This is a genomic window from Rhodobacter capsulatus (genome assembly GCF_052363175.1).
Taxonomy (GTDB): Bacteria; Pseudomonadota; Alphaproteobacteria; order Rhodobacterales; family Rhodobacteraceae; genus Rhodobacter; species Rhodobacter capsulatus_D.
Genome location: NZ_CP198946.1, coordinates 3,855,828 through 3,873,016, shown reverse-complemented (window position 1 = coordinate 3,873,016; position 17,189 = coordinate 3,855,828). Strand labels below are relative to the sequence as shown.

General features: G+C 65.8%; 9 protein-coding genes. 3 read left to right on the top strand and 6 right to left on the bottom strand.

Translation table 11 applies throughout. The features are described 5' to 3' along the window. Positions 1–2: 2 nt before the first annotated feature. A complete protein-coding gene (recQ, locus tag ACTTAI_RS20070) occupies positions 3–2,066 on the top strand; it encodes a DNA helicase RecQ (protein ID WP_444453379.1) in 2,064 nt (687 codons plus the stop codon). On the opposite strand, the gene ACTTAI_RS20065 is transcribed toward recQ, so the two are convergent. Together ACTTAI_RS20065 and ACTTAI_RS20060 are read right to left on the bottom strand one after the other, a co-directional pair. After that, on the bottom strand, positions 2,067–2,471 hold the full coding sequence (locus ACTTAI_RS20065; protein WP_444453377.1) for a response regulator: 405 nt from the start codon (positions 2,469–2,471) through the stop codon (positions 2,067–2,069). It lies immediately after the preceding gene. Positions 2,472–2,479: 8 nt separating this feature from the next. Further along, complete coding sequence (locus ACTTAI_RS20060) at positions 2,480–4,303, bottom strand: ATP-binding protein (RefSeq protein ID WP_444453376.1); 1,824 nt, start codon at positions 4,301–4,303, stop codon at positions 2,480–2,482. A gap of 140 nt (positions 4,304–4,443) precedes the next feature. Here ACTTAI_RS20060 and ACTTAI_RS20055 point away from each other — a divergent pair, with 140 nt between their 5' ends. Further along, a complete protein-coding gene (locus tag ACTTAI_RS20055) occupies positions 4,444–9,888 on the top strand; it encodes an alpha-2-macroglobulin family protein (protein ID WP_444453375.1) in 5,445 nt (1,814 codons plus the stop codon). Then, on the top strand, positions 9,885–11,942 hold the full coding sequence (gene pbpC / locus ACTTAI_RS20050; protein ID WP_444453374.1) for a penicillin-binding protein 1C: 2,058 nt from the start codon (positions 9,885–9,887) through the stop codon (positions 11,940–11,942). The genes ACTTAI_RS20055 and pbpC overlap by 4 nt, the downstream gene beginning before the upstream one ends. Before the next feature lie 70 nt (positions 11,943–12,012). Here pbpC and ACTTAI_RS20045 read toward each other — a convergent pair whose 3' ends face one another. The 4 genes from ACTTAI_RS20045 to ACTTAI_RS20030 form a co-directional block, all read right to left on the bottom strand. After that, positions 12,013–13,188: an acetyl-CoA C-acyltransferase family protein gene (locus tag ACTTAI_RS20045; RefSeq protein WP_444453372.1), complete on the bottom strand. Its 1,176-nt coding sequence runs from the start codon at positions 13,186–13,188 to the stop codon at positions 12,013–12,015. Between the two features lie 268 nt (positions 13,189–13,456). Next, positions 13,457–14,188, bottom strand: a complete 732-nt coding sequence (locus ACTTAI_RS20040; RefSeq protein WP_444453370.1) for a metallophosphoesterase family protein — start codon at positions 14,186–14,188, stop codon at positions 13,457–13,459. Positions 14,189–14,251: 63 nt separating this feature from the next. After that, positions 14,252–15,847 carry a phosphoglycerate dehydrogenase gene (gene serA, locus ACTTAI_RS20035; RefSeq protein ID WP_444453368.1) on the bottom strand — a complete coding sequence of 532 codons (1,596 nt, stop codon included), beginning with the start codon at positions 15,845–15,847 and terminating at the stop codon, positions 14,252–14,254. A 97-nt stretch (positions 15,848–15,944) separates the two neighbouring features. Beyond that, on the bottom strand, positions 15,945–17,090 hold the full coding sequence (locus ACTTAI_RS20030) for a phosphoserine transaminase (RefSeq protein WP_444453367.1): 1,146 nt from the start codon (positions 17,088–17,090) through the stop codon (positions 15,945–15,947). Between the last annotated feature and the right edge of the window lie 99 nt (positions 17,091–17,189).

The following is a 17,189-nucleotide window of genomic DNA, read 5'->3' as shown; positions in this document are numbered from 1 at the left end:
CTATGACCCTGCCCGACCCCAGCCCCGAGGCAATGCTTGCCTCGGTTTTCGGTTTCCATGCCTTCCGACCGGGGCAGGAGGAAATCGTGCGGGCGGTTCTGGCAGGGCGCAACACTTTGGCGATCATGCCAACAGGCGGCGGGAAATCGCTGTGTTTCCAATTGCCTGCGCTCTGTCTACCGGGGCTGACGGTGGTGATTTCGCCGCTCATAGCGCTGATGCGCGATCAGGTGCGCAGCCTGCGCGAAGCCGGGGTCGAGGCCGGGGCGCTGACTTCGGGCAATACCGAGGAAGAGACGGAAGCCGTTTTCGAAGCGATCGACGCCGGGCGGCTGAAACTGCTTTACATCGCGCCCGAGCGGCTGGCCGGATCTGGGACGCTGGCGCTGTTGCGGCGCGCGAAGACCGGGCTGATCGCCGTCGACGAGGCGCATTGCGTCAGCCAATGGGGCCATGATTTCCGCCCCGACTATCTGCGTATCGGCGATCTGCGCCGCATGCTCGATGTGCCGCTGGCGGCCTTTACCGCCACCGCGGACGAGGAAACCCGGGCCGAGATCGTTACCCGGTTGTTCGACGGTATTCCGCCTGCAACCTTCCTGCGCGGGTTTGATCGGCCGAACATCTCGCTGGCCTTCGAGCCCAAGGACCAGCCGCGCAAGCAGATCCTTGACTATGTGGCGGCGCGTCGGGGGCAGTCGGGCATCGTCTATTGCGCCTCGCGCGCGAAGACCGAACAACTGGCGGCCGCGCTGATCGAGGCGGGTCACCCGGCCTGTCACTATCACGGCGGGATGGAGGCCGAAGACCGCCGCCGCGTCGAGGTGCGGTTTCAGCGCGAGGACGGGCTGATCGTGGTGGCGACGGTGGCCTTCGGGATGGGCATCGACAAGCCCGACATCCGTTGGGTTGCCCATGCCGATCTGCCGAAATCGATCGAGAGCTATTATCAGGAAATCGGTCGCGCGGGCCGCGATGGCGCCCCTGCCGAGACGCTGACGCTTTATGGCGCCGACGACGTGCGTTATCGGCGCCAGCAGATCGACGAAGGGCTGGCGCCGCCCGAGCGCAAGGCCGCCGATCACGGGCGGCTGAATGCGCTTCTGGGTCTGGCCGAGGCGACGGGCTGTCGGCGGCAGCGGCTTTTGTCCTATTTCGGCGAAGACTCGGGCCCTTGCGGCAATTGCGATCTGTGCGAGACGCCGCCCGATCTGTTTGATGGCACCGAGGCCGTGCGCAAGGCGCTTTCCGCCGCGCTGCGGACCGACGAAAGCTATGGCGCGGGCCATCTGATCGAGATTCTGCTCGGCCATACGAATGACCGGATCACCGCGCGCGGCCATGACCGGCTGCCCACCTTCGGCGTCGGCAAGGATCTGAGCCGCACCGAATGGCAAGCGGTGTTCCGGCAGATGCAGGGGCATGACCTCATTCGTCCCGATGCGGCGCGGCACGGGGCGCTGGTGATGACCGAGCGTGCCCGGCCGATCCTGCGCGGCGAGGAACGGATCACCCTGCGCCGCGATCTGGTCCGCAAGGCCAAGGTCAAGCATGTGCCGAAGGCGCTGGTGTCGGATGAAGACGCGCCGCTGCTGTCGGCGCTGAAGGCGAAACGGCGCGCGCTGGCCGAGGCGGCGGGTCTGCCCGCCTATATGATTTTCCCCGATCGCACCCTGATCGAGATGGCGGAACTGCGGCCAAGGACGCTTGACCAGTTCGCGCAGGTGAACGGGGTGGGGGCGAAGAAGCTGGAAAGCTATGGTCTTGCTTTCCTTGAGGTGATCGCGGGGGCGGGCGCGGCCGAGCCGCTGCATCCGGCGCGGATGAAGCTTGCGGGCACGTCGGCGGCGAGCCTTTTCGATGCGCTGGACACGGCGCAGCGCACGCTTGCGCGCGGCGAGGACGGGCATGACCGGTTTCTCTCCTGTACCGCGACGATGCTGCGCCGGATCGCCGAGACGAAGCCGCGCAACCGCGCCGATCTGGAGCGGGTCGCGGGCATGGGCGAGGCGAAGCTCGACCGCTTTGCCGACACTTTCCTCGCGCTCATTGCCGAGCACGGCTGATCAGAGCTCAAGCCCCTCGGGCAGCACCGGACGCGCGTCTTCGGGCTGATGTGCCAGAACCCGCTCTGCGATCGAGGCCTTGCGCAGCGGTTTCGTCAGATAGAAATCGACGCCCGCGGCAAAGATTGACTCGCTGTCGCCATCCATCGCATGGGCTGTCAGGGCGCAAATCGGCACGCGCGTGCCCTTTTCCTGTTCGTAAAGACGGATCGTCCGCGTCGCTTCGCGACCGTCCATCTCGGGCATGGAAATATCCATGAAGATCAGGTCGGGCTGGAAACGCCGCCATTCCTCGACCGCTTCGAGCCCGTTCGCGGCAAAGCGCAGCTCGATGTCGAAATCCTTCACCATCTTGCCGAAGACAAGCTGATTGGTGCGGTTATCTTCCGCCGCAAGAATCCGCATCTGCCGTTTCACGCTCGGCGCGGGGGGGGGGGGGCGGTGGCGGGGGCGGTGGCGCCAGAGCCCGGGGCTCTGCCGGCAGCGAGAGCTTTTTGCAGCATCCGGAACAGGTCAGACCGCAGCACCGGCTTTTCGAGACAGCCGAACAGGTCGCTGTTGCCTTGCGCCGCATCCAGCGCGGAAATGTCCGAGGTCAAAAGCAGGATCGGCGTGTCATTGCCCATCGCCCGCAACCGCCGCGTCAGTTCCAGCCCGTCCAGATCCGGCATGTGATGATCGGTCAGCACCAGATCGAAGCGGGTGCCATCGTCGAGAACCTTCAGCGCCTCGGTCCCCGAGCGGCAGAGCGTCACCTCGAGCCCGTAGGTTTCCAGCTGCCGTTCCAGAATGACCCGGTTCACCAGAAGATCATCGACCACCAGCGCCGCGCGCAGCGTTACGGGCGGCGTTGGCTGATCGATCGGTTCGACCGGTTCGGCGCGCGGCAAGATGACCCTGAAGCCGAAACACGACCCTTCGCCCAGCTGGCTGTCGACCCAGACCGAGCCGCCCATCAGATGCACCAGCTGCCGGGTGATCGCGAGGCCGAGCCCGGTACCCTCGAACCGGCGGTTCGAGGTGCTTTCGACCTGATTGAACTCGCCGAACACATGTTCGAGATTGTCGGGCGAGATGCCGATGCCGGTATCCTCGACGGTGATGTGAAGCTCGTAATGCTCGGGGTCGCGTTCGAAGCCGACGACGCGGGCCAGAACATGACCGGCATGGGTGAACTTGACCGCATTGCCAAGCAGGTTGGTCAGCACCTGCCGCATCCGCCCCGGATCGGCGACGAAGCGCGTCGGCAGGAACAGATCGTAATCGACCAGCAGCTTGACGCCCTTGTCTTTGGCCGAGGGCTGCAGAAGCACCATGATCTCGTGCAGGCAGCGTTCGAGATCAAAGACTTCGGGGTAGAGCCGCATCCTTTCGGCTTCGATCTTCGAATAGTCGAGCACGTCGTTGATGATGGTCAGCAGCGCTTCGCCCGAGGAACGGATGGTCTCGACATAAAGCTGCTGTTCGTCCGTCAGTTCCGTCTCGCCCAGCAGTTCCGCCATGCCGACGACGCCGTTCATCGGCGTGCGGATTTCGTGGCTCATGTTGGCAAGGAAGGCCGATTTCGCCCGGTTCGCGGCTTCGGCCTTGTTGCGGGCCTCTTCAAGCTCCTGTTCGCGCTCGATGATATGGGTGATGTCCTGCGCAAGGCAGACCAGATCGCCATCCTCGCCCCAGCGATCGATCAGCTTGATGTGGTGGCCATTGCGGGTGCGCAGCACCATGGGTTCGATATGCTCGCGCCGGATCCGGGCGATCATCTCGTGGTGCCAGTCCAGCGGATCGCGTCCGGCCATGTCGACCATCGCGTGTTTGGCGACGATCTTAAGCACAGCATCATAGGTGACGCCTGCGGTGATCGCGACCTCGCCATGGAAGAACGAGAGATAGGCCTTGTTCGCGACCACCAGACGCAGGTCGTTGTCGTAAACGGCAAAGCCGTCGCGGATGGTTTCAAGCGCGTCCCACAGCCGCCGCTGCGCGATCATCGCCACAGATTCCGCCCGTTGCAGGTCACCCAGCACGCGCGAATTCTCGCCCTTGAGCGAGGCCGCCTCGGTCAGAGCCTGCTGCAGCCCGTGGCGCTGCTGCACGATCTGTTCCGAAAGCGCCCGCGCATGCAACGCAAGCTTCTGGTTCGCTGCGAAGAGTTCGCGCTTCTTCTGCTCCAGCAGGCGTTCCGCCGCCAGACGAGCCCGCCGCTCTTGCGCCAATTTTTCTGCCAAGACGGCGTCCATTCCCGGCACCTGTCGAATTCACTTGGTGCACTCTCGCAGCCGTGGATGAAAATCAGCTTAACATCCTTAACTTCTCCGCTACCCCGTTGAACCGGACCGAGAGCCGTGAGACCATCGCGGCATTCAGCCCGGAGGTTTCCATGCGTCTGTCCTCGGCCTTTCTTTCCTTGTCCGCCTTGTTTTTATCGCTTGCCCCGGCCCTTGCGCAGGAGACCCCGCTGGTCCCCGCAAAGCGGTTGTCGATCGCCGAGGGGATGGATCTTTCGGGCCGCGACCTGACGCAGATCTTCGACACCACGCTTGAAGCCTGCGAGGCGGCCTGTCTGGCCGATTCGGCCTGTCAGGCCGTGACCTTCAACGCGCGCAACAATTCCTGCTTCCCGAAAGCCGAGGTGAAGGCGATGACGCCCTATCAGGGCGCTTTCTCGGGCGTTGTCGTCGCGGCGAACAAGGGCGCCGAGGCGCGGGCCAAGACCCGGGCGGGTGATCTCGGTTTCCTGAACGAGGGGACGCTGGCCGAGGCGACGGCGCTTGCCGTTGGCATGGGGCGGATGCATCTGACGAATTTCGCCAGCCCCGAGGATCTGGCCGCAGGGCTGAAACAGGCGCGGACACAGTCGAACTGGACCCGGGCGCAGGCGCTGGAAGGGGCGATGATCGTGCTCAGCGATGCCTCGGATCAATGGGTGGATTACGCGGCGCTGGGGCTGAAGATCGACGATTCGTCCTCTTGGGCGCGCTCGGTTTCGGCGGCGGTGAACGGCTATCTGCGCGCGGCGAAGCCCGCTGGTCAGGCAGAATCGCTGTTCGTGCTGGCGCAGGCGTTGGAAAAGGTGGACCGCACCCGCGAAAGCTTGGCCGCGCTGCGGCTGGCCGCGACGCTCTCGGCGCGTGACGATATCGCCGCGGCGCTGGTGGATGCCGAAGGCAAATACGGCTTCCGGATTCAGGACAACACGGTCGAGGCGGACAGTGCAACGCCCCGGATCTGCGCGAATTTCAACGCCGATCTGGTGAAGACCGGGGTCGATTACACGCCCTTCGTGCAGCTGCCCGAAACCGGGCTGACCGTCGAGGCCGAGGCGAACCAGATCTGCGTGGGCGGGCTGAAGCATGGGCAACGCTATGCGCTGACCTTCCGCAAGGGCCTGCCCGCCGCGACGGGCGAGACGCTCGGCAAGGACACGGTGATCGCCGCCTATGTGCGGGATCGCGCGCCTGCCGTCAGCTTCCCAGGTCGCGCTTATATCCTGCCGCGCGGCGAAGACAGCGGCGTGCCGGTGCAGACGGTGAACCTGAAAGGGCTCGATCTGAAGATCCTGCGGGTGTCGGATCGCAACCTCGTCGCCTCGATGCGCGAGGATTACTTTGCCCGCTCGATCGACAGCTGGTCGATCGACTATTTCAACAACCAATATGCCGAGGAAGTCTGGCACGGCAGCGCCGATGTGAAGATGGAGGTCAACCGCGACATGACCACCCGTCTGCCGGTGCAAGAGGTGACCGGGCCGCTCGGGCCGGGGGTCTATGTGCTGACGGCGGCGATTCCGGGCGCCGATGCCTATGAAAAACCGCCCGCGGCGCAGTGGTTCATGATCTCGGATATCGGTCTGACGACCTATTCGGGCGCCGACGGGCTGACCGTGGCGGTGCGGGGCCTCTCCGATGCCGCGGCCGTGGCGGATGCCGAGGTGCAGCTGGTGTCGAAGGCCAATGCGGTGATCGCGACGGCCAAGACCGATGCGGAGGGCGTGGTGCATTTCGCCCCCGAACAGGCCGCAGGCAAGGAAAATGCCGCCCCGGCGCTGGTCTCGGTCACGCATGGCGAGGATCTGGCCTATCTGTCCCTCACCGATGCGGAATTTGACTTGTCTGATCGGGGCGTCGAGGGGATGCCCCCCGCGCCTGCGATCGATGTCTTCCTGACCACCGATCGCGGCGCCTATCGCGCGGGCGAGACGGTGAATGCGACGGTTCTGGCCCGCGATGCGCGCACGCAGGCGATTGACGGGCTGCCGCTGACCGCCGTGCTGAACCGGCCCGATGGTGTCGAATATTCCCGCGCGCTCACCGAAGATGCGGGCGCGGGCGGTCATACCATCGCCCTGCCGATCGGGGCGCAGGCGCCGCGCGGCACCTGGCGGCTCGATGTCTTTGCCGATCCCAAAGGGGAGCCGCTGGCCTCGACCAAGATCCTTGTCGAGGATTTCCTGCCCGAGCGGATCGATGCGACCCTGACCCTGCCCGAAGGCGTTCTGGCCGGGGGGGACATGCCGCTGATCGGGGTTGAGGCGCGCTATCTGTTCGGTGCGCCCGGGGCTGGTCTGGGCACCGAGGGGAGTTTTGCGCTGCGCACCGCCGAAGCCGTGCCGGGGTTCGAGGGCTATGTCTTCGGCCGTCACGACACCGGTTTCGAGACGATCTATGACAGCCTTGAAGCAGGCGAGACCGACGCGGCGGGCCATGCCGAGATTGCCGTCTCGCTGCCCGAGGCGGCTTTGACCGCCGACCGGCCGCTTGAGGCGACCTTTGCCGTCGAAGTGCGCGAAGGCTCGGGCCGTCCGATCAGCCGCGAGATCAAGCGTCTCGTCATGCCCGATGCCCCGGTTCTGGGGATCAAGCCCGCCTTCACCGATGGCGCCGTGCCCGAAGGGGCCGAAGCCGGGTTCGAAGTTACGACGCTCGGCGCGGATCTGAAGCCGGTGCCGATGGCGCTGCATTGGGTGGTGAACAAGGTCGAGACCGACTACCAGTGGTATGCGCTCGATGGTGGGTGGAACTGGGAGCCGATCACCCGGCGCAGTCGCGTGGCCGAAGGCAAGGGCGATCTGACCGCGGCCGAACCGCTGAAGATCGCGGCCAAGGTCGATTGGGGCCAGTATGAGCTGGTGGTCGAGGATGACAGCGGGGCGATTGCCGCCAGCACGACGTTTGACGCGGGCTGGTATGCGCCTGCCGACGTTCTGGCCAGCCCCGACCGGCTGCAACTCGCGCTCGACAAACCCGCCTATACGATGGGCGACACCGCGCATCTGCGCATCGTCGCCCCCGCCAAGGGGGTGGCGCTGGTCTCGGTTCTGTCGAACCGGGTGGTGGCGCTGAAATCGGTCGAAGTTGCTGCGGGGGAAAACAGCATCGACCTGCCGGTGACGCAGGAATGGGGGGCAGGGGCCTATGTGACGGCTTCCGTGCTGCGGCCCTTGGCCGAGGAGGCCCCGGCGCGGGCGCCGAACCGGGCGATGGGGCTGGCCTATGCCGGTGTCGATCCGGGAGACCGCAAGCTGCAAGCCGCCTTCGACGTGCCCGCCGCTTCCGACCCGCGCGCCGCGCTTCCGGTGGCGCTGAAGGTTGCGGGGGTGAAGAAAGGCGAAACCGTTTACGCGACGATTGCGGCGGTGGATGTGGGCATTTTGAACCTGACCGGGTTCAAGGCGCCCGATCCGGCTGCGCATTACTTCGGCCAACGTCGTCTGGGCGTCGGGCTGCGTGACGTTTACGGGCGGCTGATCGATGGCCGCAGCGGCGAGATGGGGGTGATCCGCTCGGGCGGCGATGCCGGACGGGACATGTCGATGCAAGCCCCTCCGCCCACGGAAGAGCTGGTGGCCTATTTCTCGGGCGCGCTGACGGCGGATGAAAATGGCGTCCTTCACACCAGTTTCGACATGCCCGCCTTCAACGGCACCGTGCGGCTGTCGGCGGTGGTCTGGTCGAAGACCGGCGTCGGGCAGGCTTCGTCCGACGTGCTGGTGCGTGATCCGGTGGTGGTGACGGCCTCGGTGCCGCGGTTCCTTGCCCCCGGAGATACCTCGCGACTGCTTCTGGAAATCGTCCATGCCACCGGGCCGTCCGGGCGGATGGGGCTTGATGTGACCTCGGCCGGGTTGACCCTGGGCGAGCGTCCCTCAGGCGTCGATCTGGCCGATCTTGGCAAGGCGGAGATCGAGGTTCCGATCACGGCCCCCAAATCCGAAGGCGTGCAGGAGATCCGGGTGGCGCTGACGACGCCCGATGGCAAGCTTCTGGAAAAGGCGCTGAAAATCCCGGTCGAGGACAACAGCCCGGCCGTGTCGCGGCAATCGCGGTTCGACCTTGCCGCGGGCAAGACCTTCACCTTCGACGCCAATGTCTTTGCGGGCTTCCTGCCCGGATCGGCGCGGGCGACGCTGGCGGCGGGGCCGATTGCCCGCTTCAACACGCCCGCGCTTCTGCAGGCGCTGGACCAGTATCCCTATGGCTGCACCGAGCAGATCACCTCGACGGCGATGCCGCTGCTCTATCTTTCGTCGGTGGCCGAGGCGATGGAGCTGGGCACGCCCAAGGATCTGGATGCCCGGATCGAGGTGGCGATTTCCAAGGTGCTGACCAATCAGGATGCCTCGGGGGCCTTCGGGCTTTGGGGGCCTGCGTCGGGCGATGGCTGGCTGGATGCCTATGTCACCGACTTCCTCAGCCGCGCCCGCAAGGCCGGTCATGCGGTGCCGGACATGGCCTTCCGTAACGCGCTTGATAACCTGCGAAATCAGGTGAATTACGCGCCCGATTTCGACAGCACCAGCAATGGCGGCGGTCGGGTTCTGGCCTATCAGCTGATGGTGCTGGCACGCGAAGGGGCGGCCTCGATCGGCGATCTGCGCTACTTTGCCGATGTGAAGGGCGACGATTTCGCGACGCCCTTGGCGATGGCGCAACTGGGGGCGGCGCTGGCCTCCTATGGTGATCAGACCCGGGCCGATGCGATGTTTGCCCGGGCGGCGAAGTCTGTCTCGGCTTTGGGCGATGAAAAGCCCGTTTGGCGGGACGATTATGGCACCAACCTGCGCGATGCTGCGGCGGTGCTGGCGCTTGCGTCTGAATCAGGCTCGACCGCGGTCAACCCCGAGACGGTCGGCAAATCGGTGATCGAGCGTCTGGGCAGCACCCAGCTTTCGACGCAGGAGGCGACCTGGACGCTGCTCGCCGCCCATGCGCAGATCGACCGGCCTGAGGCGGAAAACCTGACGGTCGACGGCGCGGCGGTGACCGGGCCGCTCGTCAAGGTGATCGATGCCGAGACCGCCGGGCGCTCGCTTGCCATCGCCAATACGGGGGAAACCCCGCAGACGCTGACGCTGACCACGGTCGGTGTGCCCGAGGTTGCCGAAAAAGCCGGTGGCAAGGGCTGGGCGATTGCGCGCAGCTACTACACGCTCGAGGGCGAGGAGGTTGATGCGACGAAGGTTGCGCAAGGCACCCGTCTGGTGACCGTGCTCGAAATCAAGCCGCTCGGCCATCAGGAGGCGCGGCTGATGGTCAACGATCCGCTGCCCGCGGGCTTCGAGATCGACAACCCGAACCTCGTCCGCTCGGGGGATCTGGCGGCCTTCGACTGGCTCTCGGTCGAGGAAAATCCGCTGACGACCGAGTTCCGGCAGGATCGGTTCCTTGCGGCGCTCGATTGGCAAAGCGATCAGCCGTTCCGTCTGGCCTATGTCGTGCGGGCGGTCAGCCCGGGCACTTTCGTGCATCCGGCCGCTTCGGTCGAAGACATGTATCGTCCGGAGATGCGCGCGCATGGCGAAACCGGGGTGGTGACGGTGGAATGACACTGCGCCTGCGGGCGGCGGGGTTTTTCGCCGCCGCCCTTCTTCTGACCACGGCTGCGGGCCTGCGCGACGGGCTCGATCGCTGGGTTTCGACGGCGCCGCTGCCGCCCTTGGCGGTCGAGGTCGGCACCGAGGTTCTGGCCCGCGATGGTACGATCCTGCGGGCCTTCCCGGTCGCCGATGGGCGCTGGCGGCTCGCGCCCGGTCCGGTCGATCCGGCCTATCTCGAGGACCTTGTCGCCTATGAGGATGGTCGGTTTTACCGCCACTCCGGCGTCGATGGGTTTGCCGTTCTACGGGCCGGGGCGCAGATGCTCTGGAATGGCCATGTCGTTTCGGGAGCCTCGACGCTGACGATGCAGGTGGCTCGGCTTCTGGAGGACGGCACCACCGGCAGGCTCGATGGCAAGCTGCGGCAGGCGCGACTCGCGCTGGCGCTGGAACGGCATCTGACGAAGCCGCAGATCCTCGATCTTTATCTGCGTCTGGCGCCCTTTGGCGGCAATGTCGAAGGGCTGCGGGCGGCGTCGCTCGCGTGGTTCGGCAAGGAACCGCGGCGGCTGTCCCCGGCCGAAGCGGCGCTGCTGATCGCCCTGCCGCAATCGCCCGAAAGCCGCCGCCCGGATCGGTTCCCCCAAGGCGGCCAAGGCGGCGCGCGACCGGGTTCTGGATCGTCTGGCCGCCAAGGGGGCGCTCGCGGTCGATGCCGCCCGCGCCGCCAAGGCCGAGCCGATCCCGACCCGGCGGCGCGACTTTCCCGCGCTTGCCCCGCATCTGACCGAACGGCTCTCCGCCGCCGCGCGCCGCGCGGCGCGCGGATCGAGACGACGATCGAGCCCTCGCTGCAACGCGCGGCCGAGGCTCTGGCGGCACGGGCGGTTTCCGGGCAGGCTTGGCAGGTTTCCGTGGCGCTGCTGGTCGCCGATCATCGCACGGGCGAGATCCTTGCCTCGGTCGGCGGTGCCGCCTGGACCGATGCGAAACGGGCGGGGTTTGTCGATCTGACGCAGGCCTTGCGCTCCCCCGGATCGACGCTGAAACCCTTCGTCTATGCTTTGGCCTTTGATGATGGTCTGGCCCATCCCGAGACCTTGATCGAGGATCGCCCGGTGGCATTTGGCCCGTGGCGGCCGCAGAATTTCGACCGCAGCTTTCGCGGCACCTTGCCGGTGCGGCAGGCTTTGTCGCTTTCGCTCAATATCCCCGTCGTCAGCCTGACCGAGGCGCTGGGGCCGGAGCGGCTGCTCTCTGCCTTGCGCAAGGCGGGCGCGAAAGTGCTTCTGCCGAATGATGCCCCGCCAGGTCTGGCGGTCAGTCTCGGTGGGCTCGGCATCAGTCTGCAGGATCTGGTGCAGGCCTATGCGGCGCTGGCGCGGCTCGGTCATCCCTTGCGGCTCTCGGCGGAGGCGGGCAAGGCCGGTCCGCGCGACGGGCAGCTTTTCGGCCCGGTCGCTGCCTGGCAGGTGACCGACATCCTGTCGCGCATTCCGCCCCCGCCCGGGGCGGCGCCGAACCGGATCGCGTTCAAGACCGGAACCTCTTACGGGCATCGCGATGCGCTGGCGGTGGGGTTCGATGGCGCGCATGTGGCGGGCGTCTGGATGGGCCGCGCCGATGGCACGCCGGTGCCGGGGGCCTTTGGCGGCGAGCTTGCCGCCCCGGTGCTGTTCGAGCTGTTCGGCCGCATCGGCGAGACCCGCGCGCCCTTACCGCCGCCGCCGCCCGCGACGCTGATCCTGCCCAATGCGCGTCTGCCGCAACCGTTGCAGCGCTTCCGCCCGCGCGACGCGGCGTTTGAGACCGTGGTCGAGGGCGCCCCGGAAGTGACCTTCCCGCCCGAAGGCGCCGAGATCGAGACCGCGGGGCAGGGGCTGACGGTGAAATTGCGCGGCGGCCAGCCGCCCTTCACCTGGCTGGCAAATGGGGCGCCGCTGCTGGTGGGCAGCCGCACGCGCGAAACCGTGCTGGCGCTGACCGGCCCGGGCTTTGTGTCGCTGACGGTGCTCGATGCAAAGGGGCGCAGCGACCACCGTCAGATCGTGCTGAAACCGTGACAAGGGCGTATTTGTGCCAAGAAAAAACACGCTGCTTTTTCTTGGTCCAAATACGCCCTTGCGACGCCTGTCAGAGGCGCTCGATCGCCAGCGCAATCCCCTGACCGCCGCCGATGCACATGGTGATCAGGCCAAGCCGCCCGCCGGTGCGGCGCAGGTGATAGAGCGTCTTCACCGTCAGGATCGCGCCCGTCGCGCCGACCGGATGGCCAAGCGCGATGGCGCCGCCGTTCGGGTTGACCTTGGTCGGGTCGAGGTCGAGCGCCCGCGAGACAGCCAGCGCCTGAGCCGCAAACGCTTCGTTGCTTTCGATCACGTCGAAATCTGTGACTTTCAGCCCGGTCTTTTCGCACAGAAGCCGCACCGCGGGAATCGGGCCAAGGCCCATCACCTCGGGGCGCACGCCTGCGGTGGCAAAGCCGCGGATGCGAGCGAGTGGTTTCAGCCCGGTCGCCATCGCGGCCTCTTCGCGCGCGATCACGAGCGCCGCCGCGCCATCGTTGATGCCCGAGGCGTTCCCCGCCGTGACCGAGCCGCCCTTGAGGAAGGCGGGTTTCAGTGCGGCAAGTTTTTCAAGCGTCGTGGCCTTCGGGTGTTCGTCGGTGTCGAAGACCACCGTGCCCTTGCGCGAGGTAATCTCGACCGGAACGATTTCCTCCTTGAACGCCCCCGCCGCGAGCGCCGCCGCCGCGCGGGTCTGGCTTTCCAGCGCGAAGGCGTCCTGATCCTCGCGCGAGATCGCGGATTCGGTGGCGATGTTTTCCGCCGTCACCCCCATGTGGCCGGTGCCGAAGGGGCAGGACAGCGCCCCCACCATCATGTCGATCACGCTCGCATCGCCCATCTTCTGCCCAAAGCGGGCGGCGGGCAGGATGTAGGGGGCGCGGCTCATCACATCGACCCCGCCCGCCAGTGCGAAATCGCCCTCGCCCAGCATCAGCGCCTGCGCCGCCGAGACGATCGCCTGCACGCCCGAGCCGCAAAGCCGGTTCACGTTCATCGCCGGGGTCTCGACCGGGATGCCCGCCTGAATGGCCGCGACGCGGCTGACATACATGTCGCGCGGCTCGGTGTTCAGGATGTGGCCCATGACCACCTGATTGATCTGCGCGGGCGCAACGCCCGAGCGTTCCAGTGCCGCGCGCGCGGCAATGGTGGCCAGATCGACGGGCGCAAAGCCTGAAAGCCTGCCGCCGAATGCGCCGATCGCGGTGCGTGCGCCCGATAGAATGACGATGCCGGTCATGAGATCCCCTCCGCTGCAATGCGGAAAGGTTACCCCCGGCAGCCAGTCCGAGAACAGGGGCCGCGGGCCGCGTGACGGAACGTCATCTTCCTAGCTGGCGAAGGCCCAGACGAGCCGGAGTTCCGTTCGCCCCCCGGTCCCGTCGGGCCAAGTGACGACCCAGTGCGTTCTGAGGCGTGGCTTTGATCTGTTCCGCATTGTTGCCCCCGCGGTTGCCTGTGACGGGAAGCATGCGCCGAATTGGTTAATGATGGGTTGCCGGCCGGGGTCACCCCAGAGGAACGCGGCCCTTCTCGGTCAGAAGCCAGGCCTTGCGCCCCTCGATCACCGCGGTGGAAAGCGGCCCGCCATAGCCCGCGGAACTGTCGAGATTGAGCCGGTTGCCGTAATGATTGGGCGCATCGATCGCGGTATGGCCATGCACGACCAGCGCGCCATGATCGCGGGGATCGTTCAGGAAATCGGCGCGGATCCAGAGCAGGTCATCCTCGGTCTGGGTCTCGAGCGGCACGCCGGGGCGAAGGCCCGCATGCACGAAGATCGCGTCGCCGCGCCGGTGGTAACCGGGTAGTTGGGCCAACCAGCTGCGATGCGCGGCGGGAACCGCGGCCAGCGCTTCGGCATGGACCTGCGCGGTGGGGCGATTGGCCGGTTCGCGGATGCCATAGGAGGCCAGCGTCTCGGGACCGCCGAGCCGCGGATGCATCCAGGTGAATTCGGCGCGCAGACGCGGATCGCGGCCGAAGGGATCGTCCAGAAAGATCGAGAACATCCGGTCGTGATTGCCCTTGAGCACGATCAGATTTTCGCCCGCCGCCTGCCGGTCGTACAGATGCCCGATGACCCCTGCCGAATTCGGACCGCGGTCGCAAAGATCGCCCAGCACCACCACGGGACTTTCTGCCGACCCCTCCCGCGCCCGGTCCGCCTCGATCAGCTCGAAGGCGTGTTGCAACAGGTTAAACTGGCCGTGGATGTCGCCGATGGCATAGGTCTGCATGATCTCTCCAGCAAAAAGGCCCCCCGCCGTGGCGGAGGGCCTGAGGGCAGCACCCAATCTAGATCAGGCGATGTTGAATTCCAGCGGTTTCACCTGCTGGAAGAGGCCCGTGGCTTCAAGTTCGGACACAACCTTGGCATCCAGCGCCTCGTCGAGATAGGCGATGGCGATCGCTTCGCCGCCCGCGGCCGCACGGCCAAGGGTGAAGTTCGCGAGGTTGACCTTGTTGTTGCCCAGCAGCGTGCCGAGTTTGCCGATGATGCCGGGCACGTCCTTGTTGGTCGTGTAGAGCATGTGGCGGCCGACTTCGGCGTCGACGTTGATGCCCTTGATCTGGATGAAGCGCGGCTTGCCATCCGAGAAGCAGGTGCCGGCGATCGAGCGTTCGCGCTTGTCGGTGACGACGGTGATCTTGATGTAACCGTCGAACACGCCCGACTTGTCTTGCGTGGTGGTCGAAAGCTGGATGCCGCGTTCCTTGGCGATGACCGGAGCCGAGACCATGTTCACGTCGGGGTTCGAGCGGCTCATGATCCCGGCGATGACGGCGCATTCGAGCGCGCGCAGGTTCATCGTCGAGGCGGTGCCGTCATAGGTGACGTTGATCGCGGTGATCGGCTCGTCGGTCATCTGGCCGATGAAGGCGCCCAGATATTCGGCCAGCTTCACCCACGGCCCCATCACGCGGGCTTCGTCGGCGGTCATCGACGGCATGTTGAGCGCGTTTTCAACAGCGCCATCAAGCAGGTAGTTCGCCATCTGCTCGGCCACTTGCAGCGCCACGTTTTCCTGCGCTTCCGAGGTCGAGGCGCCAAGGTGCGGCGTGCAGACGACGTTCGGCAGGTTGAACAGCGGGTTGGTTTCCGCCGGTTCGACCGAGAACACGTCAAAGGCCGCGCCCGCGACATGGCCCGATTTCAGCATGTCGGCCAGCGCTTCTTCGTCAACCAGACCGCCGCGGGCGCAGTTGATGATGCGCACGCCGGGCTTGGTCTTGGCGAGGTTCTCACGGCTGAGGATGTTGCGGGTGCTGTCGGTCAGCGGCACGTGCAGGGTGATGAAATCGGCGCGGCGGAGCAGCTCTTCCAGCTCGACCTTGTCCACGCCCATCTTCTCGGCCTTTTCTTCCGACAGGAAGGGATCGTAGGCGATGACCTTCATCTTCAGGCCCTTGGCGCGGTCGCAGACGATCCCGCCGATGTTGCCAGCCCCGATCACGCCGAGCGTCTTGGCCGTCAGTTCGACGCCCATGAATTTCGACTTTTCCCATTTGCCCGCATGGGTCGAGGCCGAGGCCTCGGGGATCTGCCGCGCCACGGCGAACATCATTGCGATCGCATGTTCGGCGGTGGTGATCATGTTGCCAAACGGCGTGTTCATCACGATCACGCCTTTTTTCGAAGCCGCTTCCTTGTCGACGTTGTCGACACCGATCCCGGCGCGGCCGACGACCTTCAGATTGGTCGCTTTTTCGAGCAGCGCCGCGGTGACCTTGGTCGCCGAACGGATGGCGAGACCGTCATAATTGCCGATGATCTCGGCCAGCTTTTCCTTGTCCTTGCCGAGCTTCGGCTGGAAATCCACCTCGATGCCGCGATCGCGGAAGATCTGCACGGCGGCGTCGGAGAGTTCGTCGGAAATGAGAACCTTGGGGGCCATTGGGGTCAGTCCTTGGATATGGGGAAGGGGTGAGGTGCGGGCGGGCCGCACCTCAGGACTTCAGGCAAGGGATGCGTGGGTCACACGCATCGGTCGTTCAGGCTTGAGCCGCGATCTCCGCCTCGAAGGCGTAGGCGAGCCAGGGCATCAGGGCTTCGACATCGGATTTCTCGATGGTCGAGCCGCACCAGATGCGCAGACCGGCGGGGGCATCGCGATAGGCGCCGATATCCAGCGCAACCCCTTCTTTTTCAAGGCGTTTGGCAACGGCCTTGGCAAAGGCGGCGCCGTCCTTGATGCGGGCGTCATTGAACTTGAGGCAGACCGAGGTGGTCGAGGCCGTCGCCGGATCGTTGGCGAGGTTCGCGATCCACGGATTGGCGGCGCAGAAGTCCCAGACCACTTGGGCGTTGGCGGCGGCACGATCGACAAGGCCCTTCAGCCCGCCGATGGTTTTCGCCCATTTCATCGCCACCAGATAGTCTTCGACGCAGAGCATCGAGGGGGTGTTGATGGTTTCGCCGACAAAGATGCCCTCGATCAGCTTGCCCTTGGAGGTCAGGCGGAAGATCTTCGGCAGCGGCCAGGCGGGGGTGTAGCTTTCGAGCCGGGCAACGGCGCGGGGGCTCAGGATCAGAACGCCGTGACCGCCCTCGCCGCCAAGCACTTTTTGCCAGGAGAAGGTAGTGACGTCGAGCTTGTCCCAGGGCAGGTCCATCGCGAAAGCGGCCGAGGTCGCGTCGCAGATGGTCAGGCCTTCGCGGTCGGCCGGGATCTTGTCGCCATTCGGAACGCGGACGCCCGAGGTGGTGCCGTTCCAGGTGAAGACGACGTCGGTGTCGAAATCGACACTGGCGAAATCGACGATGTCGCCGTAGCCAGCTTCTTTCACCTCGGCGTCAAGCTTGAGTTGCTTGACCACATCGGTGACCCAGCCGGAGCCGAAGCTTTCCCAAGCGCACATCGTCACCTTGCGGGCGCCCAGAAGCGACCAGAGCGCCATTTCGACGGCGCCGGTGTCCGAGGCGGGAACGATGCCGATGCGGTAATCCGCAGGCACGCCCAGAATTTCGCGGGTAAGGTCGATCGCCTCTTTCAGCTTGTTCTTGCCGATGGCGGCACGGTGCGACCGGCCAAGCGGCGCATCCGAGAGCATGTTGAGGGAGAAACCGGGGATCTTCGCGCAGGGGCCCGAAGAGAAACGTGCATTCGCCGGACGGTTGGCCGGGGCAGTATTCGTCATGTCGCTATCCTTCCAGATAAACGCCTCTCGTTGGGGAGAGGTGTCCCGCCGTCGCTCCTAGAGCCTTTGGCCCTCTGGCACAAGATGGAAAATCACGCT